This window comes from Kitasatospora azatica KCTC 9699 (genome assembly GCF_000744785.1).
Lineage (GTDB): Bacteria > Actinomycetota > Actinomycetes > Streptomycetales > Streptomycetaceae > Kitasatospora > Kitasatospora azatica.
Genome location: NZ_JQMO01000003.1, coordinates 249769 through 264905, shown reverse-complemented (window position 1 = coordinate 264905; position 15137 = coordinate 249769). Strand labels below are relative to the sequence as shown.

Annotated in this window: 20 protein-coding genes and 1 pseudogene; 14 read left to right on the top strand and 7 right to left on the bottom strand. The window is 71.0% G+C overall.

Features of this window, described 5'->3' with window-relative positions; genetic code table 11:
• Both BR98_RS12325 and alr read left to right on the top strand, forming a co-directional pair.
• Complete coding sequence (locus tag BR98_RS12325) at positions 1-744, top strand: class I SAM-dependent methyltransferase (RefSeq protein ID WP_035844348.1); 744 nt, start codon at positions 1-3, stop codon at positions 742-744.
• A gap of 456 nt (positions 745-1200) precedes the next feature.
• Complete coding sequence (alr, locus tag BR98_RS12320; protein ID WP_051969700.1) at positions 1201-2355, top strand: alanine racemase; 1155 nt, start codon at positions 1201-1203, stop codon at positions 2353-2355.
• Between the two features lie 95 nt (positions 2356-2450).
• Here alr and BR98_RS12315 read toward each other — a convergent pair whose 3' ends face one another.
• Entirely contained in the window at positions 2451-3221 is a 771-nt protein-coding gene (locus BR98_RS12315) for an alpha/beta fold hydrolase (protein WP_035844346.1), read from the bottom strand.
• Between the two features lie 44 nt (positions 3222-3265).
• Here BR98_RS12315 and BR98_RS40230 point away from each other — a divergent pair.
• A pseudogene (locus tag BR98_RS40230) lies at positions 3266-3578 on the top strand (IS5/IS1182 family transposase); the annotation flags it as partial.
• A gap of 22 nt (positions 3579-3600) precedes the next feature.
• Here the strand turns inward: BR98_RS40230 and BR98_RS12310 are convergent.
• Positions 3601-4365 carry a maleylpyruvate isomerase family mycothiol-dependent enzyme gene (locus BR98_RS12310; protein ID WP_035844345.1) on the bottom strand — a complete coding sequence of 255 codons (765 nt, stop codon included), beginning with the start codon at positions 4363-4365 and terminating at the stop codon, positions 3601-3603.
• Positions 4366-4615: 250 nt separating this feature from the next.
• Between BR98_RS12310 and BR98_RS12305 the strand changes: the two genes are divergently transcribed.
• Entirely contained in the window at positions 4616-4969 is a 354-nt protein-coding gene (locus tag BR98_RS12305; RefSeq protein WP_035844344.1) for a VOC family protein, read from the top strand.
• A 38-nt stretch (positions 4970-5007) separates the two neighbouring features.
• Here the strand turns inward: BR98_RS12305 and BR98_RS12300 are convergent, their stop codons facing one another.
• Positions 5008-5277, bottom strand: coding sequence for a type B 50S ribosomal protein L31 (locus BR98_RS12300; RefSeq protein ID WP_035844342.1), 270 nt, complete (start codon positions 5275-5277; stop codon positions 5008-5010).
• Between the two features lie 32 nt (positions 5278-5309).
• On the bottom strand, positions 5310-5474 hold the full coding sequence (gene rpmG, locus BR98_RS12295) for a 50S ribosomal protein L33 (protein WP_035844340.1): 165 nt from the start codon (positions 5472-5474) through the stop codon (positions 5310-5312).
• A gap of 221 nt (positions 5475-5695) precedes the next feature.
• Between rpmG and rpmB the strand changes: the two genes are divergently transcribed.
• From rpmB to BR98_RS12250, 9 genes are all read left to right on the top strand, one after another.
• Positions 5696-5932, top strand: a complete 237-nt coding sequence (rpmB, locus tag BR98_RS12290; protein ID WP_035844338.1) for a 50S ribosomal protein L28 — start codon at positions 5696-5698, stop codon at positions 5930-5932.
• Positions 5932-6237: a 30S ribosomal protein S14 gene (gene rpsN / locus BR98_RS12285; RefSeq protein ID WP_035844337.1), complete on the top strand. Its 306-nt coding sequence runs from the start codon at positions 5932-5934 to the stop codon at positions 6235-6237. The genes rpmB and rpsN overlap by 1 nt, the downstream gene beginning before the upstream one ends.
• A 94-nt stretch (positions 6238-6331) precedes the next feature.
• Positions 6332-7522: a CobW family GTP-binding protein gene (locus BR98_RS12280; RefSeq protein ID WP_035844336.1), complete on the top strand. Its 1191-nt coding sequence runs from the start codon at positions 6332-6334 to the stop codon at positions 7520-7522.
• A 66-nt stretch (positions 7523-7588) separates the two neighbouring features.
• Entirely contained in the window at positions 7589-7915 is a 327-nt protein-coding gene (locus BR98_RS42535; protein ID WP_035844333.1) for a GTP-binding protein, read from the top strand.
• 163 nt (positions 7916-8078) lie between these two features.
• Entirely contained in the window at positions 8079-9047 is a 969-nt protein-coding gene (locus BR98_RS12270) for a metal ABC transporter solute-binding protein, Zn/Mn family (RefSeq protein ID WP_035844331.1), read from the top strand.
• Positions 9044-9949, top strand: coding sequence for a metal ABC transporter ATP-binding protein (locus BR98_RS12265; RefSeq protein ID WP_051969699.1), 906 nt, complete (start codon positions 9044-9046; stop codon positions 9947-9949). The genes BR98_RS12270 and BR98_RS12265 overlap by 4 nt, the downstream gene beginning before the upstream one ends.
• Positions 9936-10895, top strand: a complete 960-nt coding sequence (locus BR98_RS12260; RefSeq protein ID WP_232247380.1) for a metal ABC transporter permease — start codon at positions 9936-9938, stop codon at positions 10893-10895. Before BR98_RS12265 ends, BR98_RS12260 begins: the two co-directional genes overlap by 14 nt.
• Positions 10892-11947: a metal ABC transporter permease gene (locus BR98_RS12255; protein WP_083976517.1), complete on the top strand. Its 1056-nt coding sequence runs from the start codon at positions 10892-10894 to the stop codon at positions 11945-11947. The genes BR98_RS12260 and BR98_RS12255 overlap by 4 nt, the downstream gene beginning before the upstream one ends.
• Positions 11863-12213 carry a hypothetical protein gene (locus BR98_RS12250; RefSeq protein WP_035844329.1) on the top strand — a complete coding sequence of 117 codons (351 nt, stop codon included), beginning with the start codon at positions 11863-11865 and terminating at the stop codon, positions 12211-12213. Before BR98_RS12255 ends, BR98_RS12250 begins: the two co-directional genes overlap by 85 nt.
• 30 nt (positions 12214-12243) lie before the next feature.
• On the opposite strand, the gene BR98_RS12245 is transcribed toward BR98_RS12250, so the two are convergent.
• The gene (locus tag BR98_RS12245) at positions 12244-12660 is read right to left on the bottom strand and encodes a winged helix-turn-helix transcriptional regulator (protein WP_051969698.1); all 417 of its coding nucleotides are present in this window, start codon (positions 12658-12660) and stop codon (positions 12244-12246) included.
• 116 nt (positions 12661-12776) lie between these two features.
• Between BR98_RS12245 and BR98_RS12240 the strand changes: the two genes are divergently transcribed.
• Entirely contained in the window at positions 12777-13709 is a 933-nt protein-coding gene (locus BR98_RS12240; RefSeq protein WP_035844327.1) for an NADP-dependent oxidoreductase, read from the top strand.
• Between the two features lie 97 nt (positions 13710-13806).
• On the opposite strand, the gene BR98_RS12235 is transcribed toward BR98_RS12240, so the two are convergent.
• Together BR98_RS12235 and BR98_RS12230 are read right to left on the bottom strand one after the other, a co-directional pair.
• Positions 13807-14202 (bottom strand): nuclear transport factor 2 family protein, encoded by a 396-nt coding sequence (locus BR98_RS12235; RefSeq protein ID WP_035844325.1) that lies wholly within the window; start codon positions 14200-14202, stop codon positions 13807-13809.
• Between the two features lie 133 nt (positions 14203-14335).
• Positions 14336-15058, bottom strand: a complete 723-nt coding sequence (locus BR98_RS12230; protein WP_035844323.1) for a Type 1 glutamine amidotransferase-like domain-containing protein — start codon at positions 15056-15058, stop codon at positions 14336-14338.
• Positions 15059-15137: the final 79 nt, after the last annotated feature.

The following is a 15137-nucleotide window of genomic DNA, read 5'->3' as shown; positions in this document are numbered from 1 at the left end:
ATGAGCGTGCAGCAGTATGACGAGATCGGCGAGGCGTTCGAGGGGTTCAAGTCCCTGCCGTTGATCCGCTTCGGGGAGGTGCCGAGCTTCCTGGGCATGGTCGGCGAGGTGCGCGGCAAGTCCGTTCTCGACCTGGCCTGCGGCACCGGTTTCTACAGCCGGGAGGTCAAGCGGCGCGGCGCCACCGAGGTCTTCGGCGTCGACATCTCCGGCGAGATGATCGCCGTCGCGCGGGAGATCGAGCGGCGTGACCCGCTCGGGCTGAGCTACGAGGTCGGTGACGTGGCCGAACTGCGGCCGCTCGACCGGCGCTTCGACATCGCACTGGCCGTGCAGTGCCTCAACTACGCCGAGGACATCGCGGCGATGCAGCGGATGTGCCGCAACGTCCACCAGAACCTGGTGCCGGGTGGGGAGTTCTTCGTCTTCGCGCAGAACCCCGACTACCGGTTCGACTGTCCGTCCCTGGACAAGTACGGCTTCCGCTGCGAGCCGACCGGCGAGGAGATCGAGGTCGGTCCGCGGGTGCGGGTCACGGCGCTCCTCGACCCGCAGCCGATCAGCATCGTCGGTGCGGCCCCGCGCCGCGAGGTCTACGAGGAGTCGCTGCGCGGGGCCGGGTTCAGTGAGCTCGAGTGGGTGCCGCTGCAGATCTCCGAGGCCGGCATCCGCGAGTTCGGTGAGGAGTTCTGGGCGGACGCCCTCGCGCACCCGCCGCTGGAGATGCTGCGCTGCCGTGCCTGATCGGTGGTGAGGGGTCGGCGCCGCCGTGGGCCGACCGCTCACCACGCCGTCCCGTTACGGCAGGGTCCACCGCTGGTTGGCGCCGCCGTTGCAGGTCCAGACGATCGCACGCGGCCGGGGTGTCGAAGGAGTCCGAGTGCGGCAGGTTGAGCGGCGCGGGCGCCGGCGGGGTCGCGGCGCCCTTGCCCTGGCCGGTGGTGGTGCTCGCCGTGTAGACGTAGCCGGGCTGCAGGGTGAGCGTGTAGGAGCCGTTGGTCGGCGTGACGTCCTGCTGGTGGACGAAGTAGTCGGCCGAGTTGGTTGAACGCAGGTTGGTCGCCCAGACGTGCACCGGGCCGGCACCGCGAGACGGTGGTTGGACTTTCCAAGCCTCTCCTTGGTAAAACAAAGTCTCGCCGGTGCTGAGGTGCCATCACATCCGCCCCCGCCCGGGCACTGCGACCTACGAGGTGAGGCATGAGCGGCACCCCGCACACCGACAGCCCGCTGCCTTCCGGTCCGGAGGCGCGCATCGACCTGCGGGCCCTGCGGAGCAACGTCGAGGTGCTCCAGCGGCGGGCGGGAACCGCCGCGGTCATGGCCGTGGTGAAGGCGAACGCCTATGGTCACGGGCTGATCCCCTGCGCACTGGCCGCCCAACGGGCCGGCGCCGACTGGCTGGCCACCGCGACGCCCCGCGAAGCCCTGACCCTGCGCCGATCTGGGGTGGAAGGCCGGATGCTCTGCTGGCTGTGGACCCCCGCGGGACCGTTCGCCGAAGCGATCGAGGCCGACATCGACATCTCGGTCAGCGGACGGTGGGATCTCGACAAGGTGTCCGAGGCCGCGGCACGGGTGGGACGCACCGCCCGAATACACCTCAAGGCCGACACCGGACTCGGTCGCAACGGCTGCGCCCCCGCTGACTGGGCGTCACTGCTGGGCGCCGCCATGGCTGCCCAGAGCGACGGGCTGCTGAAGGTGGTGGGCGTCTGGTCGCACCTCGCCTGCGCCGACGACCCCGCGCATCCTTCGGTCAACGCCCAGGTCCAGGCGTTCCGCTACGCGGTGGAGGCGGCCGAACGGGCCGGCGCTGATCTGGAGGTCCGGCACCTGGCCAACTCGGCCGCCACCCTGCTCCTGCCCGAGACCCGCTTCGACCTGGTGCGCACGGGCCTGTCACTGTTCGGCCTGTCCCCGGCACCGGAACACGGCACGGCCGCGTCCTTCGGCCTGCGCCCGGTCATGACGCTGGTGGCCCCGCTGGCCTCGGTGAAGCGGGTCCCCGCCGGACACGGCGTCGGCTACGGCCACGACCATCGCACCGATACGCCGACCACGCTCGGCCTCGTCCCCGTCGGCTTCAGCGCGGGCATCCCGCGCCACGCCAGCGGGGCCGCGTCGGTGTCGGTCGCCGGTCGCCACTACCCGGCGGTCGGCCGCATCGCCATGGACCAGTTCGTCATCGATCTGCGGGACAGCGCGGCGGGGGCCGGCGACGAGGTCGTGCTCTTCGGCACCGGAGAGCACGGCGAGCCGACCGCGGAGGACTGGGCGCGGGCCGCGAACACGATCGCCTACGAGATCGTGACCCGGATCGGGCCCGACGTACCCCGCGTGTACCTTCCGTGACGGCGCTACATCTGACGGTGCGTCAGCTCGGCCGAGTGTGGAACGACTCAAGGTGTCGACGGTCTACGCGGCGCGGCGCTGGCGATACGGCGCGGTCATCGGGCGGCCACCGCTCCGATCACCCGCAGGATCGCGCCGGGCGCCCGCAGCGGCGGCAGGTGGTCGACGCCGGGCAGCCGGACCAGTTCGCAGCCGATCCGGGCAGCGGTCTGCTCGGCGCAGTCGATCGCCGGGCGGCGGTCGCGGTCGCCGACCAGCACCACCGCGGGCAGGGCCGACAGCTCGCCGAGCCGGTCGTAGAGCGGCGGGTCCGGCTGCTGGTGGACGTCCTCGCCGGGCCAGGCCCGGGCGGCGGAGCGCAACTGGGCGGCCGCCGCCTCGTCCGCGCCGGCCGCCGCCCACTCGCGCAGGCCGTAGGCGGTCAGCCCGTCCAGGTCGCCGGCGGCCACCAGCCGGTCGTACTCGGCGTCCGACTCCGGCTCGGCCGGCCATGGGAAACCGGGCACACCGGGGCACAACAGCACCAGCGACTCCGCTCGCTCGGGCTGCTGGAGTGCGAACCCGAGCGCCGACCCGCCGCCCATGCTGCACCCGACCAGGTGGACCCGGTCGAGCCCGAAGTAGTCCAGCACCGTGTGCAGGTCGGCCAGCATCGAGTAGGCCGCAGTGGGCTGCGGCGAGCGGCCGTAGCCGCGCACGTCGTAGCGGATCACCCGGTAGTGCGCGGTGAGTTCGGGCAACAGTCGGTCCCAGATCCGCGAGTCGCCCACCCCAGGGTGCAGCAGTACCAGGGGCGGCCCGTCACCCCCACTGTCCGCTGCCCATACGTCCCCGTCGCCCAGCTGGATCAAGCCGTCCCATGTCATGGCGGTCATTGTGCGGGCGGGCTGGATGCCTCGCACCGGAATTAAGCCCTGTCGATCGGGGCAAGTACGGGTCAAGGATCCACCTACGCACCGAACGCACCGGTTTACCCCTGTCGCTCGCGATCTCCGGGGCCAGCGTCCACGACAGCCAGGCCCTGATCCCGGCCCGCATCGCCCGCCGAGGCATCGACTCCTCCCAACGGCTCGGCAGGCACCGATGGGTGATCGAGCGCACCGTGAACCGCCTGGCTCGGCGGCTTCCGCCGGCTCCACCGCCGCTACGAGCGCAAGGCCGACCACTTCGCCGCCTTCGCCGCCTTCGCCGGCATCGCCGCAGCCCTCATCTGCACCCGAAGGACTCACCAAATGAGATGCCTTCTTAGTCCCAGTCCTGCAGCTGCTGGAGCAGGTCGGCGTCGCCCTCTATCCGCAGCGAGCCGGCCGGGATGCGCATGTACATGAGCAGGGCCATCTCGCTCGCCGTGCCGTAGATGGCGGCGGTGGGCTTGCTCTCGGCGGCCTCCGCCGCGGTGAGGCGGGTGAAGCGGGAACCGGCGGCGTCCAGCGTCTGGCGCCAGGAGCCGGCCTCGGCTGCGTGGTAGTCCATGGTGGCGGGCTCGCCCGGCCACGGGACCGTGACGGTGCAGACGGTGGCGAGGAACTCCTCGATGGTGTCGACCGCCTCGGTCGTCGGCAGCTCCTGCGGGGTACCGGAGGCCAACTGGGCGTCGTAGGTGTGGATCAGCGACTCCGGGACGCGGCGGCGGGCCACGGCGGCCACCGTGTGCGGCGAGGCCAGCGGCTCCCACCAGGCCCAGCAGCCCCGGTCCGGGCCGGCCTCGCGCAGAGCAGTAAGCAGCTGCTCCGTCGAGTCGGCCAGCCAGGTTATGAGGGCCTCGCGCTCCCTGGGCGCCGCCAGCCCGTCCTTGCTCGGCCGCTCGTCGCCCGACGCGGTGTTCAGCACGATGTAGGCCCAGAAGCGGTCCCCCTCACTGAGGTGGTTCGCCAGGTCGTACAGCGTCCAGCCCGGGCAGGACGGGACGTCGGCGTCGAGGCTGGGGGCTGCGGCGACGGCGGCGCGGAACGCGGCGGACCGCTCGTCAATCATCCGCAGCAGGGAGGGGAAGTAGAGATGCTCAGTCACGCAGACCTTGTATCACCCGGACCGGGACTCTCGCACTCGATTAAGAAGGCATCTCATTCCTGCGGACGTACCGGAGCTTCCGGTACCACCAACACTGCCCAAATGACATGACTTCTGAGGTCAGTCGGCGGATGGATCACCAGGGACGGCGGGTGGTGGGTCGGCTGCCCCAACCGGAACTGGTGGCCATCTCGTCAGAAGCCCAGTGTGGTGCCCGTCCGCCCGCTCGCCGCCCTGGCAGGATGGCGGCATGGAACGTGTGCTTGGCATCGGTGGACATTTCATGCGAGCCGCCGACCCGGCCGCCCTGAGCGCGTGGTACCGCGACTGCCTGGGCCTGGACGCCGATGAGAACGGCCTGTGGCGTCAGGAGGCCGGGCCGACGGTCTTCGCGACCTTCGAGTCCGAGACCGACTACTTCGGGTCGCGCGCCCAGCAGACCATGCTCAACTTCCGGGTCCGCGACCTGGATGCGATGCTCGCGCAACTGCGTGCCAAGGGAGCGGACGTTTCCGAGGACACGCAGGAGATGGCGGGCGTCGGTCGATTCGGGTGGGTCACCGATCCGGAGGGCAACCGGGTCGAGCTGTGGCAGCCCGCCTGATCGGCGACCGCTTTCATGGTTCCTCGACTGACGTGTGGTCAGCTCGCCGTGCCGGGCTTTGAGTTGGCCAGGCCGTAGCGGCGCTGGAAGCGTTCGACGCGGCCGGCGGTGTCCAGGACGCGGGCGTTGCCGGTGTAGAAGGGGTGGCTGGCGGAGGAGATCTCGACGTCGATGACGGGGTAGGTGTTGCCGTCCTGCCACTCGACGGTCTTGTCACTGGTCGCTGTCGAGCGGGTGAGGAAGGCGAGGTCGCCGGCCTTGTCGCGGAAGACGACGGGGCGGTAGGCGGGGTGGATGCCGGACTTCATGGGGTTCCTCCTGGAGGGGTCGGCGGGGTCGGTCAGCGCTCTTCGCGGAACAGGACGTGGGTGCGGGCGGTGGGGTCGTACTTGCGCAGCACCAAGCGGTCGGGGTCGTTGCGGCGGCTCTTGCGGGTCACGTACGTGTAGCCGGTCCCGGCGGTGGAGCGGAGCTTGATGATCGGGCGCAGGTCGTTGCGGGCCATCGGGGTCGGGGTCCTTTCGGGTGCTGGTGCTGGTGCTGGTGCTGGTACGCGGTGCTGGCCGGTGTTGCCGTGCGGGTTTGCTGTGACGCCACAGGGCTCACCATAACGTAATGGTTTTCGTTTTCATCTAGTGTACTGTCGGCTCAACGTTCGCGGCAGCGGCGGCATTCCCATGGGCCGGTCCCGTCTGCCGTCGCTGTCTTCACCGGCACGGAGTCGCCATGTCTGCCCACTGCCAGCTCACCGGTCGCAAGCCCGGTTTCGGCAACGCCATCTCCCATTCGCACCGGCGCACCAGGCGCCGCTTCGACCCCAACATCCAGACCAAGCGCTACTGGCTGCCGAGCGAGGGCCGGGTCGTCCGCCTGACGCTCAGCGCCAAGGGCATCAAGACCGTCGACAAACTCGGCATCGAGAAGGCCGTCGCCGTCGTGCGGGCCCGGGGCGGGCGGGTCTGATGGCCAAGCGCAGCAAGATCGCCAAGAACGAGCAGCGCCGGCTGGTGGTGGCTCGGTACGCCGAGCGCCGGGCCGAGCTGAAGCGCCTGATCGCCTCGCCCGCGACCGCACCCGAGGCCCGCGTCGCCGCCCAGGCCGAGCTGCAGCGCCAGCCGCGCGACGCCAGCGCCACCCGGATCCGCAACCGCGACGCGGTCGACGGCCGGCCCCGCGGCTACCTGCGCGCCTTCGGCCTCTCCCGGATCGGCCTGCGGGAGCAGGCTCATGCCGGATTCCTGCCGGGCGTCCGCAAGGCCAGCTGGTAACACCTCCCAAGCCGGTCGCGTCCCGGACCGTGCCACTGTCCCGGTCCGTGCGATCCGGGACGCGACCTCCCCTGACCCCGAGGAAGGAAGAACGGTGCCCGAATCCAGCCTGCTGCCCGTGGTGGTGGTCGGCGGCCTGCACGAGGCCGCACGCCGCCAAGCCGTCCTGGAACTGCTGGACAGCTGCGAGGGCGCGGTGCTCCTGCACCACGACCTGACGGCGGCCGACGAGAGTCGGGTGCACCGGCGGGTCCAGGACGCCTCGGGCCTGCTCGGCCAAGCCCAGCTGCCGCTCACCAACGACTGTCCGTGCTGCGCGCTGCGCGAGGACCTGCTGCCCGAACTCCTGAAGATCGCCGAGGCGGGCAGCCATCGCCTGGCAGTGGTGGAGCTGTGGGGCGGCAGCGACCCGCATCCCCTGGTCGAGGTCATCGCGGGCGGCGAGGCCGGCGACCGCTGCATGCACGAGGTGCTGGACGTGGTCGGCGTGGTCACCGCCGTCGACCCGCTGCGCATCGTGCCGGAACTCTCGGTCTCGGACCAGCTGTTCGAGCACCACCTGCACACCTGTACGGACGATGACCGGACCCTCGCCGAGGCGCTGTCCCACCAGATCGAGTACGCGAGCGTGTTGGCCGTCGCGCACACCCAGGAGGCCGCCGGCAGTGCCGAGTTGAACGCCGGCCTGGCGATGCTGCGCCAGCTCCACCCGACCGCCCGGTTCGTCCGTCTCGGCGGCGGAGCGTTGGTCGGCGCGGCACGGGCGGGCTTCGACGTGGCGGCCGCGCGGGACCGGGTCAACCCGGCGCTGGCCCTGCTGCCGCAGGCGGCCGACGAAGCGGGGGTGGCCACCCTGGTCTGGGAGCGCCGCCGACCGCTGCACCCCGAGCGGCTGTTCGAGGCGCTGGACCAGCTGGTCCCGGCCGCCCAGCGCAGCCGTGGCCGCTTCTGGCTCGCCAACCGCCCAGGCCTGATGCTTGCCTGGGACGCGGCCGGCGCGAATCTGGCGGTGGAGGAGTGCGGTCCCTGGCTGGTCGGCCTGCCCGACGCGGTCTGGGAGCTCTACCCGCCCGCCCGGCGGGCCGCCGCCGCACTCGACTGGGACCCGGTGCACGGCGACCGGGTGCAGCAACTCAGCTTCACCGCCCACGGGCTGGACACCGACGGGATCACCGCCCTGCTCGACTCCTGCCTGCTCACCGACGCCGAAGTCGCGGCCGGTGAAGCGGGCTGGAAGGCCCTGCCGGACGCCTTCGAGGAACTGCTCGATCCCGTTGTCGCCTGACGCGCACCCCAACTCTCTCCAGGAAGAGCGAACTGTGATCAAGATGTCCATCTCCGACCGGGGTCCGTGCGACACCAGCACCGTGCGAGCCGGCCGCTGAGCGGTCGCCTCCCGGTCACCGTGCTGTCCGGCTTCCTCGGTGCGGGCAAGACCACGCTGCTCAACCACCTCCTCAACAACCGGGACGGGATGCGGGTCGCGGTCATCGTCAACGACATGAGCGAGATCAACATCGATGCCGCGCTGGTCCGCGAGGGCGCGCGGCACCGCCGGGCCCAGTGGAAGGCGAGCGCGCCGCAGCTGGTGCCGATCACCGTGGACGGCCGCGAGCACCTGGTGCCGCGCAGCCTGGTCCGCGCCTACGGGCGCGGTCTGCTGACCGTCCCGTCCTGAGCCCGGAGCGGGCCCGGGGCTTCCCGGTCAAGGTTTGGTAATGATTGTCATCTCCGCCACGATCGATCTGGTGTTGAAAATCATTCCCGATTAGCGTTCTTGTCATCCACCGAGACGGGCCCCGCCACAGGGGCTCGAAGGTCAGTTGAGGAGCACCCACGCCATGCGCGTCGTCCTGTCCCGTTCCGCCCGCAGACACCCCGTCCGGCTCGCGCTGGGCGCTGCCGCTCTCGTCGCCCTCGCGGCCACCAGTGCGTGCTCCACCTCCGCCACGCCCAAGGCAGGCGCCGCGACCGGCTCCTCCGGCAGTGGCAGGGTGCTCCAGGTGACCGCTGCGGAGAACTTCTGGGGCAGCATCGCCGGCCAGCTCGGCGGCGACCACGTCAAGGTCACGAGCATCATCACCAGTCCCGACACCGACCCGCACTCCTACGAGCCGACCGCCGGTGACGGCCGCACGGTGGCGAGCGCGGACTACGTGATCACCAACGGGATCGGCTACGACGCCTGGTCGGACAAGCTGCTCGCCGCGAACCCGGCGCCGAGCCGTACCGCGCTGAAGGTCGGCGAGCTGCTGGGCAAGAAGGAGGGCGACAACCCGCACCAGTGGTACTCGCCCGAGAGCGTAGGCAAGGTGATCGACCAGATCACCGCCGACTACAAGAAGGCCGACCCCGCCGACGCGGCCTACTTCGACACCCAGAAGACCACCTTCGAGACCAAGACCCTCGCCGCGTACAACCAGCTGATATCCGACATCAAGACGAAGTACGCGGGCACCCCGATCGGCGGCTCGGAGTCGATCGTCACCCCGCTCGCCGAGGGCCTGGGCCTGAAGATGCTCACCCCGGAGTCCTTCCTGGACGCGATGAGCGAGGGCACCGACCCCACCGCCGCCGACAAGGCGACCATCGACCAGCAGATCAGCGGCAAGCAGATCAAGGTCTACGTCTACAACTCGCAGAACTCCACGCCGGACGTCGCCGCGCAGGTCGCCGCCGCCAAGGCGCAGGGCATCCCGGTCGCCACCGTCACCGAGACCCTGACCCCCGCCGGCGCCACCTTCCAGGACTGGCAGAGCGCCGAACTGCAGGGCATCGCCGACGCGTTGAAGCAGGCGACCGGCAAGTGAGCAGCACCGTGACCGAGATCCCCGCGCCCACCGTCGCATCGGGAGAACCGGTGCTGTCGCTGCGCGGTGCGGCTGTGCGGGTGGGCGGGCGGACTCTCTGGTCCAGTGTCGATCTCACCGTTGGGGCAGGGGAGTTCACCGCCGTGCTCGGCCCCAACGGGGTCGGCAAGTCCACGTTGGTCAAGGTGCTGCTCGGCGTACTGCCCGCGGCGGCCGGGGAGGTACGGGTGCTCGGCGCCCCGCCCGGCCACGGCGGCGCCCGGGTGGGCTACCTGCCGCAGCGGCGCAGCTTCGACCCGAGCCTGCGCGTGCGCGGGGTCGATGTGGTGCGGCTCGGCCTCGACGGGGACCGGTGGGGGATCCCCGTGCCGGGCCTGGGCGGTGTCAAACGCCGAGCCGCCCGTGACCGGGTCGAGGAGGTCGTCGAGTTGGTCGGTGCGAGCGGCTACGCGCACCGGCCGATCGGGCAGTGCTCGGGCGGTGAGCAGCAGCGGCTGCTGATCGCCCAGGCACTGGTGCGTCGGCCCCGACTGCTGCTGCTGGACGAGCCGTTGGACAGCCTCGACCTGCCCAACCAGAGTGCCGTGGCGGGGCTGCTGGGGCGGATCTGCCGTCAGGAGGGCGTGGCCGTGGTGATGGTCGCGCACGACGTCAATCCGATACTCCACCACCTGGACCGGGTGGTGTACATCGCCGGGGGTGGCGCGGCGGCCGGCACGCCCGCCGAGGTGATCACCTCCGAGACGCTGACCCGGCTGTACCGCACGCCGATCGAGGTGCTGCGGACCTCGGACCGGCGACTGGTCGTGGTCGGCCAACCCGAGGCGCCGGCGCTGCACAGCGACCGGCGCGGTGCCCACCCCGAGCACGGCACGGGAGGTGGCGGCCGTGCTGCTGGCTGACGCCCCGTCACCTGCCTTCTCCTGGAACCTCTTCACCGACCTCCAGGAGATGTGGGCGTACCCCTTCATGGTCAACGCCTGCCGGGCCGGGGCGATCGTCGCACTGGTCTGCGCGGTCGTCGGCTGGTTCATGGTGCTGCGCCGCCAGACCTTCGCCGGGCACACCCTGTCCGTCGCCGCCTTCCCGGGCGCCTCGCTCGCGATCCTGCTCGGCCTCAGTACCAGCCTCGGCTACTTCGGTTTTTGTGTGGCCACCGCCCTGGTGATCGCCGCGCTCGGACGCAAGGGCCGCGACGCGGGCGCGGAGGAGTCCGCCGTCACCGGGACGGTCCAGGCCTTCGCGCTGGCCTGCGGATACCTGTTCATCAGCCTGTACAAGGGCCTGCTGGAGGGGCCCACCGCACTGCTCTTCGGCAGCTTCCTGGGAATCACCACCGGCCAGGTCACAGTGTTGGCGGTGGTCGGCGTGATCGTGCTCGCCGTGCTGGCGGTGATCGGCCGTCCGCTGCTCTTCGCCACCGTCGACCCCGAGGTCGCGGCCGGGCGCGGGGTGCCGGTGCGGCTGTTGTCCGCGCTGTTCCTGGTGCTGCTGGGCGCGGCGACGGCCGGGGCAAGCCAGATCACCGGTACTCTGCTGGTCTTCGCGCTGATGGTGATACCGGCCGCCACTGCCCAACAGCTCACTGCCCGGCCGGGGTTGAGCCTGGCACTGGCCGCACTGGTCGGACTCGCCTGCTGCTGGCTGGGCCTGATCGCCGCCTACTACCAGCCCTACCCGCTCGGCTTCTTCGTCACCGGCATCGCCTTCGCCGGCTACCTGCTGGCCCACCTCGTGCGGATCCTGGGCGAGGCGCGCGGCCGCGCCGGTGGATCCCGCGCCGGTGGATCCCGCGCCCGCAGGTCCCGGAGGCGGGGATCCTCGTTCCCGATCGGAGGCACGGCGTGAACGCCCTCACCCAGCCCTTCCTCCAACACGCCCTACTGGCCGGCACCTTCATCGCGCTGGCGGCCGGCCTGGTCGGGTACTTCCTGGTGCTGCGCGCCCAGATCTTCACCGGCGACGCGCTCAGCCACGTCGCGTTCACCGGTGCCATGGCCGCCCTGGCCGGCGGCTACGACCTGCGGCTCGGCCTGTTCGCGGCCACCATCGGCGTGGGACTGCTGATGGGCGGTGTCGGTCGCCGGGGCCGCCCGGACGACGTGGCCATCGGCAGTGTCTTCGCCTGGATCCTCGGCCTGGGCGCCTTCTTCCTCACCCGCTACACCACCTCCCGCAGCGGGGTCCAGGGCGGCGCCGGCACCACCGTGCTGTTCGGCTCGATCTTCGGCCTGAACGGTAGTCAGACCCTGCTCGCCGTCGCCATCGCCGTCACGATCTGCGCCATGCTGCTGCTGATCGCCCGGCCGCTGCTCTTCGCCACCCTGGACGAGGCCGTCGCAGCGGCGCGCGGGGTCCCCGTGCGGCTGCTCGGCTTCGGCTTCCTCGCCCTGGTCGGCGCCTGCGCGGCCGAAGCCACCCAGGCCGTCGGCTCGCTGCTGCTGCTCGGGCTGCTCGCCGCCCCGGCCGGGGCCGCGATCCGGCTGACGGACCGTCCGTTCCGGGCGCTCGCGCTCGCGGCCTGCCTCGCGGTGGGGGAGATGTGGGCGGGCCTGCTGCTCAGCGCCGAGCTGCCGAAGCTGCCGCCGAGCTTCGCGATCATGGCTACCGCGAGCGCCGTCTACGCCGCCACCTTCCTGCGCCGTGGCCGTGGCCGTGGGCCGGGTCGGGCCGGGTCGGGCCGGTTCGGGTTCGGGTTCGGGTTCGGTCAAGCCTTGGTTATGAGGTGTCGGGACGACCTGACGGTGAGTCAGCTGGGCTCTCACGCGACCGCCAGGAGCGCGGTCTGGACGGGTTCGATCAAGGGAGCAGCAGTATGGCCACGGCATCCGCCGACTTCTCGGGTGAGATCACCGGACGGTTCAGCTTCAACGACCTGCCGGGTGCCAGCACCCGGATGATGGGCCAGTTCAACACCGGCCTCGTCAGCCCCGACATGGAGGACTACGAGTTCCTCCTGATCGACGACGCCGGCACCACGGGCCAGGATCTGACCTCCGGGGTCGCCCGGCAGGCCCACATCAACGTGCCGGGTACGAGCCCGTTCCAGGTGGACTTCCCCTTCGCCATGTCATCGCTGTCGGACGTCAAGGGGCTGAGCTTCCAGGTCACCTGCAAGGGCACCGAGGTCGGGGACGCGGCTCCTGTCGTAGCCATCGTGGCCTGAGGTTCAACGCCTGGGGAGAGGGGAGAGCCGTCAACCGGCCGTCACCGGCGGCACCTCCATGGCCGCCCGCTCGTCGTAGGCGTAGCGGGAGGCGAGGACGGTGTTGATGTTGTCCTCGGACCAGATCCGGATGGAATCCAGCAGGCCGCTGACATTGCGGCCCAGCTCGGTGGGGGCGTAGTCGACCCGGGGCGGGATGGTGGGGTAGACGGTGCGGGAGACCAGGCCGTCGCGCTCCAGGGCGCGCAGGGTCTGGGTGAGCATCTTCTGGGTGATGCCGTCGAGTCGGCGGCGCAGCTCGCCGAACCGCAGCGGACCGTCGCCGAGGGCGCCGATCACCAGCATCGTCCACTTGTTGGCGAGCACGTCGAGGATGGTCCGGGACGGGCAGGCCGCCAGATAGGCATTGGCGCCGCCGTAGCCGCGCAGGTCGGAGGTAGTACCCATGAGGTACCTAGATACCAGAAAGGTGCCTACTGTTCAATGGATACCAGCAACCCGCAGGATGGTGACACTCCCCGGAACGTCCGGGCGGAGTCCGAGATCTGACGGAGTGTCTCCCAATGCTGACGATTACTCAGAAGTCCTTCGGCGGTCCCGAGGTGCTGGAGGCCGTCGAGGCGCCGCGACCGGTGCCGGGCGCCACCGAGGTGCTGGTGCAGGTCAAGGCGGCGAGCGTCAACCCGGTGGAGCTGTACATCCGCTCGGGCGCGTTCCCGCTGATCGGTGAGCCGCCGTTCGTGCTCGGCTGGGACATCTCCGGGGTGGTGGCGGAGGTCGACCCGGGGGTGAGCCGGTTCAAGGTGGGCGACGAGGTCTACGGGATGCCGCTCTTCCCCAAGCAGGCCGGCGGCTACGCCGAGTTCGCCGTCGCGCCGTCGCGGCAGCTGGTGCGCAAGCCCGCCGGGCTCGACCACGTCCAGGCCGCCGCGCTGCCGCTGGCTGGTCTGACGGCCTGGCAGATGCTGGTGGACATCGCCGAGGTGCATCCGGGCCAGCGGGTGCTGGTGCAGGCGGCCGGCGGCGGGGTCGGCCACTTGGCGGTGCAGATCGCCAAGGCGCGGGGCGCCGAGGTGATCGCCGTGGCCAGCGCGGGCAAGCACGAGTTCCTGCGCGGTCTGGGCGCCGACCAGCTGATCGACTACCGGGCCGGCGACTTCGCCGGGCAGGTCCGCGAGGTGGACGTGGTGCTGGAGTTGGTCGGCGGTGGCACCGCCGAGCGCTCGCTGCCGGTGCTGCGTCCGGGCGGGATCCTGGTCACCGCGGTGGAGAAGGCCAGCACCACGCTGCCGGCCCTTGCCGAGCAGGCCGGGGTGCGGTTCGCCGGGGTCACGGTGGAGCCCGACGCGGTCGGCCTGGAGGGGCTGAACGCCCTGGTCGAGGCGGGGCAGCTGCGCCCGTACGTGCAGCAGACCTTCGCCTTGGCGGACGCCGCCAAGGCCCACGAGCTGGTCGGCACCGGCAGCGTCCAGGGCAAGGTCGTCCTGACGGTATGAGGACATGAGGACATGACGGCACGGCGGCACACCGGCATGACGGCTCGGCGGCATGCCGATGTGATGGCGTGGAGTTCAGGCGGTTGCGGTCCTGAAGTCAGGCCCAGAAGTCGTCCGCTGCCGTCAGATCCTCGACACACTCGTCGAGGTCGGTGACCTTCTCGCCGACGATGCGGAACACGATGCCACCCGCCATGTCGATCTTCTTGCCGGCCCGCTCGGCGGTGAACCGGTGCACCGACATCACATGGCCCCGGCCGTCAACGAAGAGGTGCTGCATGTCGACCCGGAAGGTCCCGCCCGTCTCCGCCGCGAGCCGGCCGTAGTAGCCGAGTACCGCATCCACGCCCTTGAAGTCGCCGGACAGCTGGTGACTCCCCGGCACGTGCTGCGTGCAGTCGGTGGTCATCATGTCTCTGAGGGTCTGCATGTCGCCGGCCGAGAACGCCTCGTACCCCTTGCGGATCAGCGCGGCATGTGGGTGTTCAGCCATGGCCTCTCGCCACCTTCCTGGTACAAGCAGGGGAATGGGCTGACGTATCCACCCTGGCACCGCACCGGCAGCGGGACCACCCGGGTCGGATCCGCCGCGCCCCCGCTGCCCGGTGGCCTCGGTTCCGCGAGGGCTACAGGGCGAACTCCTCGCCGGGGCGGTAGGCGCGGAGCGCGACCGTGCGATGGGGGCCATCCACGCGGACGAGGTGCACCCGGCCCAGTCCGGAGACGTGGGCGCGGTCGCCGTCCACCGTGAGCAGGGTGTTCTCGTCGATCGCCACGCCGCATGCAGCCGCGCCGAGCGCGACGGCCTCGATCAGGCGCGGCAGCGTGCCCCACTGGGCGGCGTGCACGTCGACGGTGAACGGTACGAGGCCCAGGCCCGGTCGCACCTCGATCTCCTCGAGGTCCTCGGCGGCCTCCTCGGCGCACACCTGGGTGCCGTGCGAGAGCCAGCCCCCGACCACTGCCGCCTGCGCGGCGACGACGGCCCCGGCTGAGAAGCCCGCGTAGGGCATGTCGCGAGCGGCCAGCAGGGTGGGCAGTTCCGCGAGGACCGGTACCAGCGCGTCCTGGTACGCGGGGGTCAGACCACCGCAGACCAGCAGGGCGCTCGCCCCGTCCAGCGCGGCCGGATCGAGAACGCCGCCGAGCGGCACCAGGACGGGGACGGGCACGCAGGGAGCAACCTTGCGCAGCACCGCCTCGAAGCGTGCGAACTGCTCGGCGCCGTCGCCCTCATCGATCAGCAGACAGGCCACCACGGGCTCGGGACCGGCCGCTGCGAGGAACGGTCCGTAGACCAGCTCCGCCGCCTCGTCGTTCCAGCCGCCACCGATCAGATATGTGGTCACAACGCCGCCCTCGTGAGATCCCCGCACAGGTGATCCCACCGTGCAGCCTCGGACAGTAGCAATCCACTGACCTTGGAAG